The sequence below is a fragment of the Algoriphagus locisalis genome, from assembly GCF_900116615.1.
GTDB classification, from domain to species: domain Bacteria; phylum Bacteroidota; class Bacteroidia; order Cytophagales; family Cyclobacteriaceae; genus Algoriphagus; species Algoriphagus locisalis.
This window is the reverse complement of the sequence record NZ_FPBF01000010.1, coordinates 23,955-45,543: the sequence shown is the minus strand read 5'-3', so window position 1 is coordinate 45,543 and position 21,589 is coordinate 23,955. Positions and strand designations below refer to the sequence as shown.

The window sequence follows — 21,589 nt, the reverse complement described above, 5'->3', positions numbered from 1 at the left end:
AGGAATTGAGATTAGGATTTAAAAATTTGAGTCATGTACACATCTTCCAGATTGGCTTCAATGGGCTTGAAGTCAGACCCAGGATGGGAGTCACTGAGCACATGCACCAACTGTTTTCCTAAATACAGGCGATCACTGATTACCTGATATTCATTTTTGTAATGTTCCAACTCACATTTTTGAATTGTCTTTTCGTACAACCGCCCATTGAGGCTTGCTATTATTTCGATGGGATTTCCCTGTATGACCACTTGGCCTTTGTTGATGATGGCCATCTTGGTGCATAATTCTTTCACATCATCAACAATATGGGTGGAGAGGATAACAATAGTTTGCTCCCCCACTTCACTTAGAAGATTGTAGAACCGGTTTCGCTCGACAGGATCTAAACCTGCCGTTGGTTCATCTACAATCAAAAGCTTCGGATTATTCAGCAATGCCTGGGCAATACCAAAACGCTGCTTCATTCCCCCAGAGAACTCACCCAATTTTTGCTTCCGCACTTCATAGAGATTTACCCTATTAAGTAGAGCGAGTACAATATCTTTACGCTCTTTTCGGTTCATAATTCCCTTCAACACCGCCAGATGGCTCAAAAGCATTTCTGCAGATAGCGCTGGATATACACCAAATTGCTGTGGCAGATAACCCAATATTTTTCGCAGTTCATTAGGTTGTGTTTGAATATTGAGTCCGCCAAGCATCAATTCGCCGTGGTCAGCTTCTTGAAGCGTTGCAATCGTACGCATGAGTGTGGACTTCCCCGCGCCATTAGGCCCCAGCAGTCCGAACATGCCTTTTGGTATTTGCAATGAAATATTCTGAAGTGCTTTTACCCCGTTTTTGTACGTTTTGGAAAGGTCAGAAATAATCAGATTGTCCATGTGTCGTTATTTTTAACACAAGGTTAGGTGGAGAAAAAGGGTAGAAAAAAGAACTGGGATAGACGTATTGCTAGGTGGTTTGGATCAGTGAAATTCCGGGGTCAAAGAACTTCGTACCTATATTTAGCTAATCCGTCACACCCATGCATACGTCTGCAACAATGACCCAATGCCTGTAGGTTTTTGATTAATTTCGCAGGATGATTTTCTTTCAAAAACCTTTCAACAAGCAATTTCTCAAAAGGCTTGTGCCTTATTTTTTTATTATAACCACCATTTTAATTTTGGTTTTCAATGATGCTTTTGGAGAGACCGATGAGTTAGTGGTTTTCTCACTTTTGTTTTTCACTTCCATGGCAGTCTGGATGATCCGATGGTTGGTGATCCAAATAAAAGCTATCCTAAGGCTCAAAAAAGAAAAAAAGCAAGCTGAATTAATGCATTTGAAAAGCCAGGTAAATCCGCACTTTTTCTTCAACACCTTGAATAACCTCTATGGTCTGGTCGGCCAGGACACCGAGAAAGCCCAAGAGCTGATCCTCAAACTGGCTGACATGATGCGCTACAGTATCTATGAGGGACAAAATGATTTTGTGACTTTGGCTGATGAAATCGCATATCTGGACAACTACATGGATCTACATCGAATGAGGTATCATAAGGAGATTTCCATTCGTTTTGATGTAGATGCGGACGACCAATACATTCAAGTCATGCCACTGCTGTTCATCATACTAGTGGAAAATGCCTTTAAACATGGCGTGGAAAAACTAAGGTCCAATGCATTTGTTCGCATTCGCTTGAAAGCCACAAATCAGCTTGTTGATTTTGAAATCGAAAACAACTTTGATATTGAGGAGATGGATGAAAGTAAAGGTATTGGGCTAAAAAACCTGAAAAAGAGACTGGAATTAGTCTATCAGAATAGATATGAACTTGAAACAAACCTGGACCCTACCGGACTATACAAGATCAGACTTAAGCTAATGCTATGAGTATTAAATGCCTTATAGTGGATGACGAAACTGTCGCCCATGACATCATCAGAAAATATTGCGCACTGCTTCCCAACCTGCAGGTAATGAAGGATTGCTACGATGCTATTGAAGCAATTGAATATCTCAATAGTAATCCTATTGACTTGATCTTTCTTGATCTCAATATGCCCAAGCTTCGTGGCTTTGAATTTCTTAAAACACTTCCTAATCCGCCCAAGGTAATCGTAACGACTGCTTACAAAGAATATGCATTGGAAGGCTATGAACTGAATGTAGTGGATTATTTGCTGAAACCTTTCTCATTCGAGCGATTTGTAAAAGCTGTAAATAAGGCAAGTTTACAACCTTCCAAACCAGTTCCTATCCCCCATGAGGAAGCTTCGGAAACAAAGGCAGGTAGAATCTTTCTGCGCACAAACAGCAAACATGTACAAATCGAACTGGATGAAATTCTCTTTGTTGAAGCTTCCGGGAACTATGTAAAAATAGTGTTGAAAGAAGAAGTTATTACGATACGAGGGAACTTGTCTTCGCTTACAGAACATATCCCAACGGGTGGTCTGGTCCAGGTGCATCGGTCGTTCATGGTGTCGCAAAAACACATCAAAAGCATTGAGGGAAACCAAATCACTATTGATAAATACACCGTGCCTATAAGTAAGTCTTTCAGAGCACAGCTAGACCAGCTTTTAAAAGAATAGAATATGCGTATCCCGTAGATCTTTGGGTTGTTTTCCAAAATCCTTAAAATATTCAATGCTTAGTTTTAATACAATGACGATTTACCGATAACGATAATCGGGAGCATGAATATTTTTTTTAATCGCACCTAATGTCTGATAATATCCCTCTTGGAGCGGTTTGGGCAATAATAGGGAGCTTGAATTCCTAAGATTCATTTGTTTGATTTTGATCAGTTTAATGATATTTCTCCTTCAATCTTAATCTGTTCCAAAAACGTTTCATCGTGGGATATCACAATCAGGGTTCCTTGGTATTCATTGATGGCGGCGGTCAATATTTCAATATTCTGGATATCCAGATTATTGGTCGGTTCATCCAGGATTATAATATCAGGAGAAGAACTATAAACCGTTAAACAACAAAGAAGTAAACGCATCCTTTCTCCACCGCTTAGCGCACTGCAGGGTTTGACCCATTCTTCTTTTGTAAACAAAAATCTGTTTAGCCTACTTTTAATTTGGTGTTCCTGCAAGGAGGATTCATTGAATTGTTGTGCCTGATCGTACACATTCAATGAGTTATCGATCAGGGAGTACTCCTGATCAATGTAAACCGACTTAATTTCGGCGCGGTAAACACTGCCTGATGTTGGTTCTAAACTCCCCAAAATCAGGTTTATTAATGTGGTTTTCCCTGAGCCATTTTTTCCTTTAATTGCTAGGCGATCACCACTGGTAATCTGAAATTTCAGATCATTTCTCCAGCGAGGTTGCTTCCCGTAGTAGAAATTGATGTCAGAAGCTGAAAAGAGGACTTTGCCCTTGTGCAATTGGGAATTATCAAACCCAAAAGTCATTTTGTCAATACCGGGCACGGCTGCCCGCAAGGATTTTAATTCTTGGGAGATCCCTCCAATCTTTTCGGTATGGACATTTTTTAATTTTGAGGTACTATTCTCTGCTTTGTTCCGCAGGGTATTCATCATAATTCGGGATACTCCTGCTTTTTCCTGCTTCCCTTTGCCCCGGCTATCCAATTTTTGTTGACGTTCTGCAGTCTCCCGTTCTTTTTCTTTGGCTTTCCGCAAGGCCTTTTCTTTACTTTGGATATCCAGGCTAAGGGACTTGGTTTCAACTTCTTTCTGTTCTGCATAAAAATCATAATTGCCACCATATATTTTCACACCGCTCCTGCTCAGTTCAGCTACTCTGTCCAGCAGATTAAGTAACTTTCTATCGTGACTTACAATGAGCATGGTGCTTTTGGAAGATCTTATAAAATCATAAAGCAATTCTCTGCCTGACAGATCCAAATGGTTGCTGGGTTCATCCAGCAGAATAAATTTAGATCCATGAATGGAAGTGCCGGCAAGGAAAACCTTTGTTTTTTGACCTCCGCTTAGTGTTTGAAGCGATGTATTCAAGTCCAGATCTCCGATACCCCAGAGACTCAATGCCTCACTACAACGCTCTTCAATAGTCCAATCATCATTCAGCGTGGTAAAATAATGGGCTGAGGTATCACCTGCTAGAATAGCTTGCAGGGCAAAGAGTTTATCCTCGACACCCAAAGCCTGCGCAACTGTCAGGTGATTGAATTGCCCGAAAATCTGGGGAATAAAATATGGGGTGACATCAACGCTGAGTTGGCCTCCGTAGGTTTGGATCTCTTTTGCTATGATTTTTAGCAGGGTGGATTTCCCCGATCCATTATTGCCTATCAAGGCAATCTTTTCATGGGAGTTTACTGTTAAGTTAACATCAGTAAACAGTAAGTCTTTGTTGGGAAGTATATAGGAAAGGTGTTGCGTAGTCAACATGATTTCTTTCTTTAAAGCGTAAACAATCGGACAAACTGCATTGCGGTTTGCTGTCTTTAAATGTTCTGAAAGAAATTAATTTTCACATACTACTAGGCGTATTTCCTGTTTTTGCGGTGGCAAATATATAAAATTCTAGGTTGGGAGTAAAATGCATACCGCTACACCAGGATGAAATACTCAGGTTTTACCTAGTATTCCAATAATCAGCCAGCTTCTACATCATGGAGCTTTAAGGTATATAGGTTAGTTGATTCTTTAGCATAAATCCCTTTTCCTATACTTGATTACTGGGCTGCAATAGAGCATATGCATGAATGGATTGACTAACAATATCTTACCGAAACTCTCCTGTTCATAGCCGTCAAACAATTCCTTCAGGTTTATTAATCTGCTACAAATAATACCTATACTACACCAGCAGAATAGTAAGTAGGTTATAAACCCCATGAGCAACAATTGAAGCCGTCAATCGGCCGGAATAGAGAAGCAATGCGGTATAAAGAACAGGTGGAACCAAAATATCGAACCAATCCAAACTTGTTGAAGGCATATGCCCTACTGCAAAAAGCAGCACGGACAAGCCAGCCGATACCCATATTCCCAGCTTTGAGTTTTGGAATGGAAGACCTGCCGGAAATCAATTCATAAGAGCCTGTTTAAGGAAGCAGTTCGGGAAGTTCTTCGTATTCCTCTTTCGCTGCCACTTCGGCCACATTAGAGTTTTCAGTACGGGAAGTCACCAGCCTACTGATCGTGTGGGCTTTCATCTTTGATGCCTCAAGTGGGCTCATTAAAGATTCAATTTCTTCTTTAACCAATCCAGAGTTCAGCCATTCCCCGGCACCTACGCTATCCAAAATCAGAGGCATCCTTTTCTTGGTATTGTGGATCTGATCCATCATGCCATTGGCAGCAGTGGTAAGGATAGAACAAGTCTTTCTGATTTCTCCTGTTTCCTTATCCGTCCATTCTTCCCAGAGTCCAGCTAACAGGTACACCTTGCTATTCTCCGGATAAATAAAATAGGGATAAGTCTTGCTCTTAAAATGTCTCCATTCATAAAATCCGGAAACAGGGATTATACATCTGCGCTGCTTGATGGCTGCCCGGAAGGATGGCAGTTCAAATACCGTTTCAGACTTTGCATTGAGGGTTTTATTGGCAATATCCGCAGCCTGCTCGGCATTTTTCACCCAGAAGGGAATCAGTCCCCACTCCATCTGCTGGAGTTCCCCAGGCTCATCGGAAGCAATCACCCAGAGCTTGGGATGGGCAAAACCGTTCAAGTGATAGCGATCTGTACCGTCCTTCACAAAATACTCAGGAACGGTAACTTTGAAATCCTCATCAAAATCCAGAGAAGACTGGTTTACATGGTAGCACATCTTGCTTTAGAATTGATCATACCCTAAAATAGCACAAATATTCCCTCTACCATAAGCTTACAATCTAATATACAAGTGATGCAACTGATGCTTACTCCACCTTTGTGAAAATCTGAGCTCCGATACAATTATTCATGCCCCCCAACATATCATTACAGGTGTATTCCAATAAAAATGATTCCTCTGAATCATTTAAAACCAAGGTTCCTGTTTGCGTAGGATTTGTTGGGTTAAGATTACTTACCAATTGGTCTTTGGGTACGCATCCATCAGAGATATCAAAAGTTGCTGGATCTGGCCCCAAAGAAGAAGTAAATGAAAACGTAAAGTCCTCTCCTTTCAGAGAATATGTTCCCTCGCTATAGCCTCTCAAACATCGCACTTCAGAATTAGCTCGGGTAATGAAGTGTTCAATCAGTACATTGCCTGATCTGGAAAAAGTTATTTCACTGGAATAAACCGGGTTGCCTTCTGAGGATTCTAACACACCATGATAAGTTCCTTCCAAAAAAACCGATGGAACGTTATCCTCCTTTTCGCAGGAGTAAAGTGCCAATGCCAGTATCGTCAATAGTAAAAATTGCTTTTTCATAGTGGAGTGGATATAAATTAATGTATGAACTTATATACCGGTTACGAATAACGTTTTGTTAACGCTACAGGGCATGAACAAAAAAGGGGGATCGCTCCCCTAGTTCTAAAATGGCGGCTCCATCAGGATGTATTCCACCGCCTTCTGTGCTAAGCTGGCAGCCTCTATCAGTAAGTGCTTGTCGTTTCTGAGTTAACACAGCCCGTTTTTGTTAATAGCACCTAGCTATCCACCAAAAACAACTTATAATCAGAGCATTAGATAAATTATGTAGAAATAGTCTAAATAAGACTAGGATTTTTAAAGAAGCCAGCCTTATTTTTGCTATTATTTATAATTAATCTAATTAAGCTTATTATGAAGAAAATCATACTCCTCACGCTGATTTTTATCCTTCCACTTGGAGTTATTTCTGCTTTCGCACAAAGTGCAGGTATAAAAGGAAAAGTGACTGATGCAACAGGAAGTCCTTTGGAATTTGCCAATATCAGCCTGAAAAACACCAAACAAGGCGCCATTACCGACGCTAATGGAGAATTTTCCATTTCAGAAGTGAATCCAGGTGCATACAGTTTGATAGTTTCATCCATCGGCTATGAAAAGCAGACAAGAGAAATCAACCTTGAGAAAGGACAGATTTTGGAAGAAAACTTTCGTATGTCTGAATTACAACTCGGTCTGCAAACAGTAGAAATCGTAGGCCGAAGAGAAGTGGGCTACGACAATAAAGAAACCTTTTCTTCAACCAAAACAGCCTCCCTTATCAAGGACGTCCCTTCTACCATCAATTTCGTTACCAAAGAACTGATTCTGGACCAGGTCGCTTTCACAGTCAATGATGTAGTCAAAAACGTACCGGGTGTCAACCAGTTCTCTTTTTACAATGACATAAGCATACGGGGTTTTAGAATCCAGGGTCAGCGGAATTCAGGGACACTCCTGAATGGCATGCGTACATTCACCAGCTTTTGGAAACCACAGTTAATCCCGCATATCGAGCGCGTGGAAGTAATCAAGGGACCTGCTTCCGCCCTGTTTGGCAATGCTTCTCCCGGGGGATCCATCAACAGAGTGACCAAAAAACCGTTGGAAGAATCCAGAAAATCAATTTCCACTACCGTGGGAAGCTTCAATACCATCCGTGCTTTGGCGGATTTTACAGGGGCCATGTCCGAGGACAAAAAACTGCTCTACCGATTGAATCTTGGATTTGAAAACTCAGACGGCTTCAGGGACTTACAGTTTAGCCGAAATTTGGTAATTGCTCCTTCCTTTGCATTTTTGCCAACTGCCCATACCAGTTTGAATTTTGATATTGTCTATCAGGATTCCAAAGGCAGATTAGACAGAGGACAGGCAGCATTTGGAAACCGGGATCTAACGACTACCCCTATCACCACCTCATTGAGTGCCATCAATGATTACCTCAACGAAGTCACGATTAATGCCACGGTATCTTTACTCCACAATTTTTCGGAGGCCATCAGCTTCAATAGTACCTATCAGTTGTCCAGTTATACAGAAGACCTGTTGGAGCATAGAACTTCCAACCAATTTGCTGCTTTAGGGGATGGGTCACTGGATGACACCAAAGTGGCTATGCGGGTATTTATCAGAAAACGCTCCTGGAACAACAATGCTTTTAATAATTACCTCAATGCAGCTTACAACCTAGGCAGCATAAAAAACACCGCATTGATCGGCTATGATTATTTCCGTCAAGAGCAATTGCCGGGAGGATCCCAACTCGAAGCAAGAACCTATTTGTTAAAAAACGGAAATGCAGTCAACAGCTACAATCCTGACAACAGAGACAACTACCAGCTCGATGCTGAGGGAAACCCGCTGACCAACGTTGCCCACTTTGATCTCACCTCCCCTATCTCCAATGGAATCCGGGATATGAGCAAATACATTTATAATCAAGTGACCTATAACCAGTACTTGCAGCAGACTCATGGGATTTACCTCCAAAATCAGTCTGAAATCGGTCCGTTAAAAGTATTGTTGGGACTTCGTCAGGAATACTTTCAGGATTTACTCAACTACAACAGCCCAGAGGAAGAAGAGGTAAAACAACAGGCTCTATTACCCAGAGTAGGTTTGGTTTACACAATCAACCCAAGGATCAACCTCTATGGGACCTGGGTGCAGGGCTACCAGCCTCAGGAAGCCGCAGGAATTATCAATCCTGACGCAGGGGGTCCATTTGATCCCTTGACCAGTGAAATGTTTGAGGTAGGAGCCAAAACAGAATGGTTCAATAAAAGAGTGAGCGGGACGGTATCTCTCTATCAGATCAAAGAGCGCGGCGGACTGTATAATGCCAACAACCCGGACAACCCTGAATTAATGCTACAGCTGGGAGAAGAGCAATCCCGTGGCGTAGAATTGAATCTTAGCGGAAACATTCTTCCTAATTGGTCCATAGTGGCAGGCTATGCCTTTAATGATGCCAAGATCACACAGGCGGATATCGAAGAAGTAGTCGGGAGGCAAAAACCAAATGCCCCAAAAAACTCGGCTAATTTCTGGACCAAATACATATTTGAAAATGGTTCTATCAATGGGTTGGGCATAGGCCTGGGATACAATTACGTATCAGACCGATTTGGATCCATTGTTTCGGCAGACCAACCGGATGTATTTCCTGCCTATGGGATTGTGGACGCAGCGCTTTACTACAAACTGGAAAAAGTACAGTTTCAGGTCAATGCAAACAATTTATTCAATAAAACACATTGGGTAGGAGGATATGATGTGCTCCGCGCATTCCCGGGCAGTCCTAGAAGTATCATGACTACCGTTTCTTACACATTCTGATCTTCAATTTCCAACCTGTGAAGCTTCAAAAAAAGACCTTATTTAAAATCCACAGTTGGATTGGGATCAAGTTGAGCATACTATTTTTTATAGTATGCTTTTCCGGCACGATGGCTACCATAAGCAATGAAATGGATTGGTTGTATTATCCGGGACTTAGGGCTTCTCCGCAGGGCGAAAGAGTTTCTTACAATCTTTTGGTTGATCAGATTCGCAAGGAATACCCTACGGGAAATCTTTCCTATTGGGTGATGGCGGAAGAACCCTATCTGAATGACATAGCCTATGTGGAAGTAAATGGCCATAGAAAATATGTCTTTGTGGACCCGTATCAGGGAAAAGTGACCGGGAGTACCACGGTGACTTTCCAGCGCTTTTTCAGGGATTTGCATTATTACATGTTTATGCCGTTTTACCAGATCGGCTATTTTCTGGTGTTGGTTTTTGCCTTTTTCCTGATGACAGCATTTATCACCGCATTGGTTTTCTACAAGAAATGGTGGCAAAAATTTCTGGAATTGAAGCAAAAAAAAGGTCCTCTTGTCTTCTTCCGTAGTTTACACAGGGTAGTCGGTCTTTGGTCCTTACCCTTTGCCCTTTTAATCTCAATTACAGGGATCTGGTATTTTATAGAACGGACCAACCTGGGCAATGTATCTGATATTTCAAATCCTATCCCACCTAAACTCGAAATTAGACCAAATGAAATCCCAGACACCACTGTTTTTTCCTACCAGCTGGATTATGATCAGGCAGCGCAGCAAGCACTGGCAGCTATTCCAGGCCTTAAAATCGGCGGTATTGTACCTGGCAAGGACAGCAGCCAACCTATCTATATCCGGGGAAAAAGCCATGTTCAATTGGTACGAAAAAGATCCAACAGAGTCTATGTAGATCCTTTGGACAACCAGGTGGTAGGAGTACAGAAAGCAGAAAACATTCCTACAGTCATGTATCTGAATGATATAGCCGATCCGTTGCATTTTGGCAATTGGGGCGGTCTGACTACCAAGATTATTTGGTTTCTGGGAGGCTTATCCATTTGTGGTTTGGTGCTGACAGGGATTTGGATTGCTTTGAAAAGACAGGCCACATCCAAAAAAGCGAAAAACACGAATGTAATGGGAAAATGGAAGTATGTTAACTGGGGCTTTGCTGTATTGATTGTAGGTTATATGTATTTCTTCATGATCAGCCGATATGCCAGTTCCTGGAGTTCAATTGCATTTGTGTCCCTGATATTAACTTTATTTGCGGTTGGCACTTGGTATGTATTTGATTATAAAATTACCAAGTCCATTAAGAAGAGTAAAAGTTTAAATTCCCTCTAACAGTTTACGTCCACCCTTACCAAATCAGGACAGTTTACCACTCACTTTAAGGCTAGTGAAAATTGGTTTTTGCAATACATTACTTTTCCAAAAAACCCTTCATAAATCCGTGACAAAAAAATTAAAGCTGGCTCAAACAAATTACCATCTGTTTGAGCCAAACTTCTATTATTAAAACGGAGCCTCCATCAGGATGTAATCCACGGCCTTCTGGGCTTTGCTGGCAGCCTCTATCAGTAGGTGCCTGTCGTTTCGAAGTTCGTTTAGCCAGTTTTGGATGTATGCTGCCGAGTTTTCCAACAGATTCTGATCCAATATCCCGGTAAAGTTATTCAGGTACCCTGCTCCCATCTCGGCTATTAATTCTTCTTTAGCGTAAAATCCATTTGCAAATTGCTGAGGTTCTGAAACTCCTACCCTGTTTAATCTGGATGGGTGCCCTGTAGAATGGCAGATCTCATGGTACAGTACCCCAAAATATTGCTCAGCGGATGCAAAGAGCCTTTTCTCCGGCATGGTAATCTGATCCAGATCTGCCCGGTAGTAAGCTGAGGAACCGGTATGGACCAACTCAGGAGCGCGGAGCATTTCCTAATCAGAATCGGCATTAGGCCATCTCCCCTGCTGGGACATGACATGGCGGCCCATCAATCCCGCATCGGTCAAAAAAAGCAAGGGAAAGGTTTCTTTAAGTTGCTCAAACTCCAAATTGCCTCAAATGATGGTCATAATGCTTGTAAACAAAAATCCCGATTTGATCTTCATTCATTTTCCCGAACAACCCGTGGATAAAATCAGGATTATTATAGGTCTTAAATTTTGAAGTTAAATCAATCCACTTCCTTTTTTGAAAATCAAAATCCCCGTTGCGCGCCTTAATTATAAAATTTGCACCGGCAGGAATATTTTTCCCAAAGGGTTTATCATCTTTGACAGTACTATGGAGCATTATTTTCCCAATAATCTTACCCAGAAAACTCTGTTTGTACAGAATTTCATTATCAATCCCCAATACCCATTGGTCCCATAAATTAAAATGTCGGATCATCTGATAAACAGTCATTTTTCCCCAACGAGCTTTACTTTTTTCGGAAAGGGAACTGATCCTTTTAATCAATTCCTCATTGGTGGATTTATCAAATACTGTTTTCATCTCCGAAATTATTTATGGGTTGTAATGAAAAGAAATTTCCTGAATCGTCTTTAAACAATGCCTCCGTCCCATAAAACTCCTTTGTTGGCGGTTTTATAAATTCCACACCCTTCATCTTGAGTTCCTCATAAGTGGCAAAAATGTCTTTACAAGTAAAAACACCGCATCCAAAAACCCCTTTTCTGATTAGCTCAATTAAATTTTCAGCAACCTCTTTTGGAAACATTTTACTCACTTTAACAGGAAACAAAACAAGTTGTAGGTCGGGCTGCTCCGGAGGTGAAACCGTCAACCACCTGGAATCACCCATCGGAATATCATCCACCACAGCAAAACCTAACTTATTGACATAGAAATCATAAGCACTTTCCTGATCAATAACATTGACGTTTGTGATAGTCATTTTAGTAATCATAGCATTCTGTTTTATTTATTAAATCCTATGCAATACTAGGGAAGAAATTATTCCACAACTTCTTCAAAATTGCTATTCTCAGTCCATCCATGCTGAGACGCATAACAACTTGGAATAAATGCCAAAGGCCTTTTGCGGATTTCACTAAAAGTTTTTCTATAATTTTTTGAATAGGCAGAAGGCGATTCCCCAATCATTCGTTTAAATAAACCACTAAAGGAAGACAGGCTGTCAAAACCAACCGAACTGCATACTTCTGTCACAGAAAGTCCTTTTTTTAACAGGTGTTGGGCTTTTTCAATTCGGACTGACTTCAGGTATTGGTGGGGTGTTTTTCCATAAATTGACTTAAAAAGCCTGATGAAATGGAATTTTGAAAAATAAGCCTCATCAGAAATATTGTCTACATCAATTTTGTCAGCATAGTTTGAGTCAATGAACAGTTTAGCTTGAACCACTCTTCGATAGAGATATACTTTTGGATATTCCTCCTTTGTCATTGTTAATTCAATTTTGATCACTTAATAGCTATTAGAACGGTCATTTCCTGTGAACCTGATAATTTTCAGTTTGCTTATTCTTACAGGAGCCGGAAAATATCCTCTAGACTATTTTTATGGAAGGATTAGAAAGCCAGAGTAACTCGTGTTTTGTTAGCAAAAAGGCCAAACCTACTATAAAATATAATCGGTTTTGCGGCAGTTTTCTTTATTTTTGATTACCCAGGAAAGTCTTTGTTGTGAGGCCATACTAGTTACTTGCGGATGTGTTTTTTATATCTGACACCCCAGTTTTCAAGTTCTTTTATTAAAGGTTTTAGTTCATGGCCAATCGAGGTTAATTCATATTCCACACGAGGCGGAACTTCTGCATAAACTGTTCGTTTCACAAGTTTATTTTCTTCCAATTTCCTTAGTTGAAGTGAAAGCATTCGTTCTGTTATATTGGGTAAACATTTTTTCAATTCTCCAAATCTATGCTTTCCGTTTATCAGGTAACAACAAATGGCTAAAGCCCATTGCCCGCCAATAATATTTGAAGCAAAAACCTCAGCACATTCATTCTCTAATTCCTTTTTGTTTTGAAAATGGGTTGATGTCTTTTTTATTTTTGTCATCACTTACATTTTTTATAGTACCCTGCAATTGGTCGTTCACATACGAATTTAGCCTTTTATCATCTAATTTTGTTTCAATATGAAAACATTAGTAATTGTCATCCACCCAGATATTCGAAATTCCATCATCAATAAACGATGGATAGAAGAGCTGAACAAGTCTCCTGAAAAATATGATATTCATCTGTTGCACGAAGTTTATCCTAACGGAAAAATTGATGTGTCAGCAGAACAGAAATTAGTAGAGCAATACAGTAAAATTATATTCCAGTTCCCTTTATATTGGTTTAATTGCCCTCCGTTTTTAAAAAAATGGTTAGATGAAGTCCTTACCTATGGCTGGGCTTATGGAAGTAAAAGTGGCTATAAGCTATCGGGAAAGAAAATTGCTTTGGCAATGTCTGTGGGAATAGACGAAAATGAATATACCCAAACAGGAAAATACAACTATACATTAGAACAATTGACTGCTCCATTTGAACTTACCTTTACCTATGTAAAAGCTGATTATCAGCCACTTTTCGCGTATTACGGAATTGAATTAAACTCTTCAAGGGAATGGATTGAAAGGAGCGTCCCACTGTATAAAAATTTTTTAAAGTCTTTTTAATTTCCAATTATTACGGGCATAGCGTTTTTGCAGGACGCACTGAGCCTGAAATAAGCGTATCGGGGAATTCTGGAACGATTTTCCTGCGCAATGTTAATAGGCTGCAAAAAAGCCAAATCTGATGTAAAGTATAATCGATTTTACAGGGGTTCTATTCCATTTTGAGAAAACCAACCAGCTCTTCTATCAGCTCCCCTTTACCTTTTTCCAATCTATCAAGGAATACATAATGAGTACCTGGTATTTCAATGATCCTTCTTTCTACCGTAGATGGTAAATCCTGTTCAAATGCCTTCAAATCATCAGGACGTGACCAAAAATCAAGTTCAGTTCTGATTATCAACGACGGAACATTAATATTCTCTGCTGTCCAGTATTTTCGACCCTGAGACATGTAAAAACTTTCCTCTCGATAACCTCCCGGCACAGTCATCCGGGTGGTATCCTTCCCAAAACTTACTGCTGTTTTCCTATAGCCCTCCATGACCAAAGAATCTCTCCACTCGTCTTTATTTGCGACAGGAATGGTTTCCATCCATTTTCTAACCAGACCTTGTTTATCCGAAGTCCTGAACAAGTCACCTTTTTTGAATTTGGTGGTATCTCCCTCATGCCAAAAATACTGCTTCAGTTCCCAAGGTGCATTGGTTCCATACAGGGAGTTCAAGGAAATAAAATGGGCTAAATCTGAAGAATTCTTGGAGGCAAAATATCCGCCCCAATGTCCGCCTGTAGCCCATCCAAAAAGAGAGATCTTATCCTTGTTATCTTTCTCTTTGATAAAATCCACCACACTTTTGATGTCATTATACGCCTCCAAATGATTGCCTATAACCAATGTCGAATCACTTTCCTCGTATTTCGGTAAGGTGGATGATTCCCATCCTCTGATATTCATCAAATAAACTTTGATCCCTTTTTCAGCCAATGATCTGCCAAACGAACCATTCGGAACAGCTACATCAAATGAAGCAATGGCTCCTGGCCCACCTCCATGAATTAATAAAAGAGGATAAGGGAATAAGGTTTCATTTACAGGATCCTGAAACTCCCTTACAAATATTTTCACACTGTCCGTACTGTTGATCAAGTAATCTTGATGAGTTTTGCCGGTATTAATTTCAGTTTGCTCACTACAGGCGATGATGAAACTTGATCCTATGAGTAAGAATAGCAGCTTTTTCATGTGTTTATAATTTGATTTTTAATGGCCACAACCTGTCCCGTGACGAAGGATACGGGATGGAATCTTCGCATGAATTATAATCATCCCTCTGTGTGTCGCTTCGGGTCATGCTTGATTTCATATGTTTATAATTTGTCTTTCAAAGGCCACAACCTGTCCCGTGACGAAGGATACGGGATGGAATCTCGCAGGGTGAATAATCATCAATCTCCCGAATTAATTTCGGGACAAGTAGTGTGACGCTTCCGACATGCTCGATTTCATATACTTATTATTTAAACACCTCGAATTTTGCATGATCAACCATCACGGCCTACCCCTCGATCTTATAGTTCAATTGTATAAGAAGTGATTGATTTGATTTTTGTGCCTTTGGCTCCTTGGAAAATAAAAAAATCGGAAAAGGCAACTGATTTACCATTCTCCAATTTGATTTCCCCATTGACAGCCCCTTCTTTTCCATGTGACAGAATCTGGTCAATGAGGAGTTCATGAACCTTTAAAGAAACTCCTTCTTTTAATTCACGAATAAAATTATTCTTTCCCTCTGTTTTCTTATCACCGATTTTATTCCAAACAATTTCATCAGTGACACTTTCCTTTAAAAAATCATGGTCTCCTTTGGCATAGGCAGTTTTAAACTCTTTTAGAAAGGCCATTTTTGGTGAATTCCCACATTTTGGGCTTGATACTTTAATGGTCATAATTCAGGCAATTCATTAAGGGTTAAACATTTAATCTGGTGTAGAAAAACTCATAGTTCCTCTAGTTGCTCAATCAGTTTAGCCGCATGGGCTTTTGCCGTTTTCCTTATCTCGCTAGCTGTGTACCCATCTGCCTTCGACGTTCTGAAAGAATAAATAGGGTCAATGAGGTTCATTTGGGCGAAATAACAGGTTTGCTCCAGATTCTTGCAAAATTCATATACCTTAAAGTGATGCTTTTCCAATAAGGTATACTCTTTTTCCTTCCCTCCTACAGTAAAACTGGCCAGAAAGTTTTTCCCTTTCAGCTTATCCCCCTTTGAACCGAAAGCAAATTGATGTTCAAATACTACATCAAACCATTGCTTCAAAATAGCCGGCATATTGTACCAATAAAACGGATATTGAAACAATACAGTATCATGCCTCACTAAAAACTCCTGTTCTATTTGGGGATCAATTTTAAAATCAGGATACAACTGGTGTAAATCACGGATCTCTAACTCCAGGTTGCTTTTCTCCAATTCTTCAATAATTGTTTTGTTGGCTGTAGACGTTTCGAAAGTCGGATGTGCCAAAATGATTAAAGTCATACTATATTTATTATAGTTGCAAAACTATTTTTAGTGATTTATTTTTACAATAACTATCTAATTCGATAGGTGCAAAAAAACTTCCTATGAAAACAGAATGCCTTAGCGAATACGTGAAGCTGAACCAAAAAACCTATCCCTGCACAGTAAGTCTGACGATGGATCTGGTGGGAGGAAAATGGAAAGCGGTCATCCTTTACCATCTAAAAGACGGGGCAAAAAGATATAGCGAACTCCGTAAGGAAATGCCTTCTGTTACAGAAATGACATTAAGCTTGCAGTTGAAACAACTGGAAAAAGACGGAATGGTTTCCAGAAAAGTGTATGGAAAAAAGCCTCCAATTAAAGTGGTCTATAGCCTTACTGAACTTGGTCAAAGTTTCGTTCCAATTCTGGAAGCTATCACCCAATGGGGAAATGAATTGGTCATCCAAAAAGGGGAATTTATCCAAGAACAGTAGGAAAAAGCCTTTTTTCGCTCTTATTTTCAAACCTTCTTTTTTTATGGAGTAACCATTCAAAACACTGCTGTTCAGCTAAAAAAATCAACAAAACGATACCATTTATCCAATGTTTACCAAAAATGAAACAGACCAATCTAACTTATCTACTACTGATAGGCTGAGAAAAGAAATCGAGGAGTTTGTCTGTTTGTCAGAACAGGAATTAGACTTTGTATTGGATCATTTCCAATTAAGGCATTTTAAAAAACATCAGATCATCCTCCACGAAGGAGATAATGCCCAGCACGAATATTTTGTACTGGACGGTTTGTTGAGAGTCACCAAACTGGACGCTACAGGGAAAGAACACATCTTGCAGTTTGGGATGGAAAACCGATGGATTACAGACTCGGAAGCCTATCATACACAATCAAAAGCAACCTTAACAATAGATTGCTTAGAAAAAACCACCGCCTTTTCTTTGACCTTGGAACAGAGAGATAAGCTGTGTCAGGCACTTCCTAAAATGGAAACATTCTTCCTTAAGAAAACCACGCTTGCTCTTCTGACATTGCAAAAAAGGATTCTATGCTTTTTAAGCAGCAATGCCAGTGACCGATATCACCATATCCTTTCAGTTTACCCCGGATTAATCCAACGAGTTCCTAAAGCGATGATTGCCTCCTATCTAGGCGTAAGCAGGGAGACACTCAGTCGATTATCCAAAACGAATCCATGACATGTGATATACCTCACATCAATTCATTGACAATTGTCCTGTTCAGGAAATCCAGTAATGTGGAATTTTGTAGAAATGGTAAGGTTAATGATTGGATTAAGGAGTTATTCCAGCTTGCTGGGAAAGAGTTTACTTAAGTATTCAATTTGAAACCATCCTATTTAAAATTAAAAATTGACTATAACGAGATTGGAATGGAATTTAGAAAATTGGGAAAATCAGGTTTAAATGTTCCTGCATTAAGCCTTGGGACAGGTACTTTTGGAGGGACAAATGAGTTTTTTGAAAAATGGGGACAAACCGATGTAAAGGAAGCCACACGTCTAATTGATATCTGCATAGACCATGGTATCACCTTTTTTGATACAGCAAATGTGTATTCCATTGGAGATTCAGAAATTTTATTAGGGAAAGCCCTTCAGGGGAAAAGAACACAAAGTCTGATTTCAACGAAAGCAACCTTTCAAATGGGAACTCAACCAAATGATAAAGGGTCCTCACGATATCATTTGATAAAAGCGTTGGAGGACAGCCTACAAAGATTGGGAACAGATTACATAGACCTTTATTTAATGCATGGTTTTGACAGCGAAACCCCAATTGAAGAAACGCTCCTAACACTTGACACAATGGTAAAAAGCGGAAAAGTCAGATATATCGGTTGCTCCAATTTCGCTGCTTGGCAATTGATGAAATCACTCTCCGTTTCTGAAAAATTAAATCTTGAAAAGTACATTGTTTACCAAGGGTATTACTCCCTGATCGGTAGAGACTATGAACAGGAGTTAATGCCTCTTCTGGAAGATCAAGGATTGGGGTTAATGGTTTGGAGTCCTCTGGGATGGGGTAGGTTGACAGGGAAAATTAAACGGGGATTGGAAGTGGAAGCAGGAAGAATAAAATCAGGAGGTGACCTTGGATCACCTCCTGTGGAAGAGGAAAGGCTTTATCAAGTGATCGATCATTTAGAACAAATCAGCAGGGAAACCGGAAAGTCAATTCCCCAGATTGCAATAAATTGGCTATTGCAAAATAAAACGGTCTCAAATGTGGTAATCGGAGCACGCAATGAAAAGCAGCTTCTGGCAAACATTGAAGCAGTCGGCTGGCAGTTATCAGATGAGCATCGACTCCTTCTCAATGAGGTTTCGGAACAAACACCCATTTACCCGCACTGGGTTGGAGAAAGATAACTTTTTGCAGAAAGAAACAATACAATAAGGTGTATGTATTCAAAGAGAAATTCAGCAAGTAATCTTTACAATTCATGGCTGCATTCCTAGATTATATTGCTAATTATCTCGGAAATTAAATTCCTTCTGAATTAAATCTTTGTAACGCCAAAATAGTCAATGACCAAAAAAAAGGGGATTGCTCCCCTCTTTCTAAAACGGAGGTTCCATCAGGATATAATCCACTGCCTTTTGGGCTTTGCTGGCAGCCTCTATCAGTAGGTGCCTGTCGTTGCGAAGTTCGTTTAGCCAGTTTTGAATATAAGCTGCCGAGTTTTCCAACAGATTCTGATCCAATATCCCGGTGAGGTTGTTTAGGTACCCTGCTCCCATCTCGGCGATCAACTCCTCACGACTGTAAAATTCTGACGCAAATTGCTGAGGTTCTGAAACTCCTACCCTGTTTAATCTGGATGGGTGCCCTGTAGAATGGCAGATCTCATGGTACAATACCCCAAAATAGTGCTCAGCGGATGCAAAGAGCCTTTTCTCCGGCATGGTAATCTGATCCCGGTCTGCCCGGTAGTAAGCTGAAGAACCGGTATGGACCAACTCAGGAGCCCGGGGCATTTCCTCATAGATCTTCCGACATTGTTCATTATCAGGTAATGGCTCTACTTTGCTGATTTCTGGAAACTCCCATTCTATTCCCTCAATCTGTTCTATGGGAAATACTTTAAACTCCTTGAGAAAACCGGATTTACTCACCAGTTTCAGGTCATATTCCCCTATTCTATCTTCTGGTATTACCTTTCCCGTCTTCTTGTCCCGAAAGGCAAAGTTCCAATAGCAGATCGGAAGTGCCTTTGCACCTTTCTTGATCTTACCTCCCAGTGAATTAGCCTGTTTAAAGGTCAGGTAGTAGGGATACTGATGGCCACAGGATAGCAATAGCCAAAGATTGATCCCTTTGTAGGGTTTCTTGGTCAGGTAGTTGGATGGCATTCCCATTTCATGCCAGGGCTGCTTCCAAGGAATCACCCCCTGCTCCAGCTTTTCTATGATCAGGTCGGTAACCTTCTGATAGATATCCGCTGATCCTTTTGGGAACTGGGTACTGCGTCCCTTGTTTCTTGCTAAATCATTTCGGCTTTTTCTCTTGGCCGGTGTCGTTGCTGATGTTTTTGCTAGTGTCTTCATAGTCTTTTGTGTTTTGGTTTGACAAATACTTATGAAGCTGCACCAGCCTGAAAACGGCACTACCTGCAAGAGGAAACGGAATAAACCAGCAGAGACAAGTGCGTGGGCTTTATGCCGTAAGCTCTTGCCTCGTGTGGCGGGATCAGGCTAAATTGGCGGAAGAAGGAATGGAAAAAAATTAGTCTTATTGTTGGCCTAGCAGTAATTCCCAGAGAAACACTCTTGTGAAGGGATGACATAGAATGTTTTCAGCTGTAGAACCCACGGATATAAAGCTTGGTCCGGTAAATAAACTGTTCAGTTAATACAACTTAGAGTTTAAAGAATAAATAATACTAACTTAGAAATTCAAAGTAGGATGTTTTAGCCCATCTAGTCATTCTTCGAGACACCATGCGTATGAACCCAAAAACTTGGGTTATCAATATCTTAACGATAATTAAACTAATTCATCAGGGCTGCATACCGAGATGAATCCTTGAAATGAATAACTCAATTAGCAAATATTTTTTGATTGCGATTGCTATCCTTTTTAGTATAACTCTGTTATCCTTCAAGAGTGCATTATTAGATATAGGCGACCAACAGAAAAAAGGCTTTTATGAAGAATCGTTTTTCTTTCCCATAAATGGCGGAAAACAAACATTAACTGGGACTTTAGCCATTCCCGAAGGGTTTAATGCGGACGATAAGGCAGTTATTTTGGTAGCACCTCCCGGAGCATCCTCGAGGGACTATAGCGGGCTTTATTCAAATTTATCCAAAGAACTGGTCAGGAATGGAATAGCCGTACTTAGGTATGACCCGCGTCATGTGGCAGATACTACGTTGGCAATTCAAAGCGTAACTATGTTTGATCAGGCCGACGACGCAGAAAGTGCATACAATGCCTTAAAAAAAGATAAACGATTTGGGCCAATAGGTTTATTGGGCCATAGTGAAGGAGGAAGTTCGGCAGCCATAGTAGCATCAAGGAATAAAAATATTCACTTTATAGCACTGTTATCATCACCTGGTATTTCCGGGCTTGATTTTCAATTGCAGAATACACTCAATAATATTAATAAGACTGATAGATTTATAAAATTAGTAGATGGAACGGAACCGGACACAGTACAGAATAACCTATTATATTTCCACAGGAAAAGAACCTATTCCGCAATTGCCAATATCAGCAACATAGATTCATTATATAGCTTATTAAAAACCGAAAATAAAAACTATCGCGAAAACGTTCGCAAATATCATAATACATCGTCTGGAAAAGCTTCTATGTCTATAAAGGAGAGGAATGAATTTGATTCGGTAATCTTACTCAATGATTCTTTAACCCTACTTAATCCTCGTATCATAGTTCTCATCCAATATCAACCTGAGCTATACTATCCAAAAATCAGCTGTCCCGTTTTGGCTGTATTTGGTAAAATGGACGAAATAGTTTTTTGGGAGGAAAATTCAGAAGGAATGGAAAGCCTATTCAAAAAAAGCCAAAAGGAAAACTATGAAATTCTTTTATTAGATAGTATCAATCATGAGTACAGAAAAGTGACAGATAGCCTGAGTATGATTATGCCCCCCGGCATTATTCAACACAGAAAAGAGTCAATCGGCCAACAAAACAATGATTTTTATATACCTGCTTTTTCAGCAATAGCAGAATGGATTAACGAAATGAAGTGAAGTCAGCAAAACTTAAGACATCCCCTTCATCTTGCTGATAAGCAAATAAATTCTACAA

23 protein-coding genes are annotated in these 21,589 nt (G+C 40.1%); 9 read left to right on the top strand and 14 right to left on the bottom strand.

Going from position 1 to position 21,589, the window contains the following annotated elements; all coding sequences use genetic code 11:
* Positions 1-11: 11 nt before the first annotated feature.
* Complete coding sequence (locus BM386_RS21700) at positions 12-884, bottom strand: ABC transporter ATP-binding protein (RefSeq protein WP_091698033.1); 873 nt, start codon at positions 882-884, stop codon at positions 12-14.
* Positions 885-1,084: 200 nt separating this feature from the next.
* Between BM386_RS21700 and BM386_RS21695 the strand changes: the two genes are divergently transcribed.
* Both BM386_RS21695 and BM386_RS21690 read left to right on the top strand, forming a co-directional pair.
* Positions 1,085-1,879, top strand: a complete 795-nt coding sequence (locus BM386_RS21695; RefSeq protein WP_091698031.1) for a sensor histidine kinase — start codon at positions 1,085-1,087, stop codon at positions 1,877-1,879.
* The gene (locus BM386_RS21690; protein ID WP_091698030.1) at positions 1,876-2,583 is read left to right on the top strand and encodes a LytR/AlgR family response regulator transcription factor; all 708 of its coding nucleotides are present in this window, start codon (positions 1,876-1,878) and stop codon (positions 2,581-2,583) included. The genes BM386_RS21695 and BM386_RS21690 overlap by 4 nt, the downstream gene beginning before the upstream one ends.
* Positions 2,584-2,795: 212 nt before the next feature.
* Here the strand turns inward: BM386_RS21690 and abc-f are convergent, their stop codons facing one another.
* The 4 genes from abc-f to BM386_RS21670 all read right to left on the bottom strand — a co-directional run bounded on the left by abc-f (position 2,796) and on the right by BM386_RS21670 (position 6,365).
* A complete protein-coding gene (gene abc-f, locus BM386_RS21685; RefSeq protein WP_091698028.1) occupies positions 2,796-4,385 on the bottom strand; it encodes a ribosomal protection-like ABC-F family protein in 1,590 nt (529 codons plus the stop codon).
* A 412-nt stretch (positions 4,386-4,797) separates the two neighbouring features.
* Positions 4,798-4,986 carry a CPBP family glutamic-type intramembrane protease gene (locus BM386_RS24170; RefSeq protein ID WP_425285324.1) on the bottom strand — a complete coding sequence of 63 codons (189 nt, stop codon included), beginning with the start codon at positions 4,984-4,986 and terminating at the stop codon, positions 4,798-4,800.
* 58 nt (positions 4,987-5,044) lie between these two features.
* Positions 5,045-5,773 (bottom strand): SOS response-associated peptidase, encoded by a 729-nt coding sequence (locus BM386_RS21675; protein ID WP_091698025.1) that lies wholly within the window; start codon positions 5,771-5,773, stop codon positions 5,045-5,047.
* A gap of 91 nt (positions 5,774-5,864) precedes the next feature.
* Positions 5,865-6,365, bottom strand: coding sequence for a hypothetical protein (locus BM386_RS21670; RefSeq protein ID WP_091698024.1), 501 nt, complete (start codon positions 6,363-6,365; stop codon positions 5,865-5,867).
* Positions 6,366-6,722: 357 nt separating this feature from the next.
* Between BM386_RS21670 and BM386_RS21665 the strand changes: the two genes are divergently transcribed.
* Together BM386_RS21665 and BM386_RS21660 are read left to right on the top strand one after the other, a co-directional pair.
* Positions 6,723-9,188: a TonB-dependent receptor gene (locus BM386_RS21665; RefSeq protein ID WP_091698022.1), complete on the top strand. Its 2,466-nt coding sequence runs from the start codon at positions 6,723-6,725 to the stop codon at positions 9,186-9,188.
* Between the two features lie 17 nt (positions 9,189-9,205).
* A complete protein-coding gene (locus tag BM386_RS21660; RefSeq protein WP_170857152.1) occupies positions 9,206-10,519 on the top strand; it encodes a PepSY-associated TM helix domain-containing protein in 1,314 nt (437 codons plus the stop codon).
* A gap of 171 nt (positions 10,520-10,690) precedes the next feature.
* Here the strand turns inward: BM386_RS21660 and BM386_RS21655 are convergent, their stop codons facing one another.
* The 5 genes from BM386_RS21655 to BM386_RS21635 all read right to left on the bottom strand — a co-directional run bounded on the left by BM386_RS21655 (position 10,691) and on the right by BM386_RS21635 (position 13,204).
* Entirely contained in the window at positions 10,691-11,107 is a 417-nt protein-coding gene (locus tag BM386_RS21655) for a zincin-like metallopeptidase domain-containing protein (protein ID WP_091698019.1), read from the bottom strand.
* A 109-nt stretch (positions 11,108-11,216) separates the two neighbouring features.
* Positions 11,217-11,672, bottom strand: coding sequence for a DUF1569 domain-containing protein (locus BM386_RS21650; RefSeq protein ID WP_091698018.1), 456 nt, complete (start codon positions 11,670-11,672; stop codon positions 11,217-11,219).
* Positions 11,656-12,087: a VOC family protein gene (locus BM386_RS21645; protein ID WP_091698016.1), complete on the bottom strand. Its 432-nt coding sequence runs from the start codon at positions 12,085-12,087 to the stop codon at positions 11,656-11,658. The genes BM386_RS21650 and BM386_RS21645 overlap by 17 nt, the downstream gene beginning before the upstream one ends.
* 47 nt (positions 12,088-12,134) lie before the next feature.
* Positions 12,135-12,608, bottom strand: a complete 474-nt coding sequence (locus BM386_RS21640) for a helix-turn-helix domain-containing protein (protein WP_244545593.1) — start codon at positions 12,606-12,608, stop codon at positions 12,135-12,137.
* Between the two features lie 233 nt (positions 12,609-12,841).
* Positions 12,842-13,204 carry a winged helix-turn-helix transcriptional regulator gene (locus BM386_RS21635; protein ID WP_091698012.1) on the bottom strand — a complete coding sequence of 121 codons (363 nt, stop codon included), beginning with the start codon at positions 13,202-13,204 and terminating at the stop codon, positions 12,842-12,844.
* A gap of 79 nt (positions 13,205-13,283) precedes the next feature.
* On the opposite strand from BM386_RS21635, the gene BM386_RS21630 reads away from it, so the two are divergent.
* A complete protein-coding gene (locus BM386_RS21630; RefSeq protein WP_091698010.1) occupies positions 13,284-13,814 on the top strand; it encodes an NAD(P)H-dependent oxidoreductase in 531 nt (176 codons plus the stop codon).
* Positions 13,815-13,965: 151 nt separating this feature from the next.
* Here the strand turns inward: BM386_RS21630 and BM386_RS21625 are convergent, their stop codons facing one another.
* The 3 genes from BM386_RS21625 to BM386_RS21615 form a co-directional block, all read right to left on the bottom strand.
* Positions 13,966-15,000: an alpha/beta fold hydrolase gene (locus tag BM386_RS21625; protein WP_091698009.1), complete on the bottom strand. Its 1,035-nt coding sequence runs from the start codon at positions 14,998-15,000 to the stop codon at positions 13,966-13,968.
* 326 nt (positions 15,001-15,326) lie between these two features.
* Entirely contained in the window at positions 15,327-15,704 is a 378-nt protein-coding gene (locus BM386_RS21620) for a nuclear transport factor 2-like protein (RefSeq protein ID WP_091698007.1), read from the bottom strand.
* Positions 15,705-15,754: 50 nt separating this feature from the next.
* A complete protein-coding gene (locus BM386_RS21615) occupies positions 15,755-16,297 on the bottom strand; it encodes an NAD(P)H-dependent oxidoreductase (protein WP_091698005.1) in 543 nt (180 codons plus the stop codon).
* Between the two features lie 86 nt (positions 16,298-16,383).
* Between BM386_RS21615 and BM386_RS21610 the strand changes: the two genes are divergently transcribed.
* The 3 genes from BM386_RS21610 (at position 16,384) to BM386_RS21600 (ending at position 18,672) form a co-directional block, all read left to right on the top strand.
* On the top strand, positions 16,384-16,758 hold the full coding sequence (locus tag BM386_RS21610) for a winged helix-turn-helix transcriptional regulator (RefSeq protein ID WP_091698003.1): 375 nt from the start codon (positions 16,384-16,386) through the stop codon (positions 16,756-16,758).
* 109 nt (positions 16,759-16,867) lie between these two features.
* Positions 16,868-17,479: a Crp/Fnr family transcriptional regulator gene (locus BM386_RS21605; protein WP_091698001.1), complete on the top strand. Its 612-nt coding sequence runs from the start codon at positions 16,868-16,870 to the stop codon at positions 17,477-17,479.
* A 194-nt stretch (positions 17,480-17,673) separates the two neighbouring features.
* Positions 17,674-18,672 (top strand): aldo/keto reductase, encoded by a 999-nt coding sequence (locus tag BM386_RS21600; RefSeq protein ID WP_091697999.1) that lies wholly within the window; start codon positions 17,674-17,676, stop codon positions 18,670-18,672.
* A gap of 192 nt (positions 18,673-18,864) precedes the next feature.
* On the opposite strand, the gene BM386_RS21595 is transcribed toward BM386_RS21600, so the two are convergent.
* Entirely contained in the window at positions 18,865-19,851 is a 987-nt protein-coding gene (locus tag BM386_RS21595; protein ID WP_091697998.1) for an ArdC family protein, read from the bottom strand.
* 483 nt (positions 19,852-20,334) lie between these two features.
* Here BM386_RS21595 and BM386_RS21590 point away from each other — a divergent pair, with 483 nt between their 5' ends.
* On the top strand, positions 20,335-21,531 hold the full coding sequence (locus BM386_RS21590) for an alpha/beta hydrolase family protein (RefSeq protein ID WP_091697996.1): 1,197 nt from the start codon (positions 20,335-20,337) through the stop codon (positions 21,529-21,531).
* The last annotated feature ends 58 nt before the right edge of the window (positions 21,532-21,589 follow it).